Genomic DNA, 485 nt, shown 5'->3' with positions numbered 1-485 from the left:
GTTCGAAGGACCCCGGGAGCGTTCTGACCCCGGTGATCCGATCGAGCCGGAAGCTGCGTTCCTCGCCGATCGCCGGATCCAGAGCCCTGATATACCACCGGTCCCGATGGTTGACGATGGCGTAGGGGTGCAGCGTCCGGTCGGTGCGGACGCCGCCGCGATCGGTGTAGGCGATGGCGATCGGCCGGTGCCCGGCCACGGCGTCGGAGACGGTGAGCAGCACCGTGGCGTCCGGGGCGGGGTCCTGGTCGGGCGCCGCGGTGAAGGCCACGGTGTCGAGCACGTTCCGCAGCCGGTCGGCCAGCCGGGCCGGCAGCACCCGGCGGATCTTGGCGGCGGCCGTCTCCCCGGCCGGCCCGAGCGCCGCCGTCAGACCGCTGCGTCCCCCGGCGAGCAGGCCGAGCAGGACGGCGAGCGCCTCGTCGTCGCCCAGCATCAGCGGCGGCAGCCGATAGCCGCGGGCCAGCCGGTAGCCGCCGTAGCGG

The 485-nt window shown here is 74.6% G+C and carries 1 protein-coding gene; it reads right to left on the bottom strand.

From position 1 onward, the window contains the following. Nucleotides 1-485, bottom strand: a 485-nt coding sequence (locus GWK61_RS55205; protein WP_194922376.1) for a helix-turn-helix transcriptional regulator, incomplete at both ends; no start/stop codon positions are given.

The sequence above is a fragment of the Catenulispora rubra genome, assembly GCF_015356825.1.
Lineage (GTDB): Bacteria > Actinomycetota > Actinomycetes > Streptomycetales > Catenulisporaceae > Catenulispora > Catenulispora rubra.
This window is presented reverse-complemented; position numbering and strand designations above follow the sequence as displayed.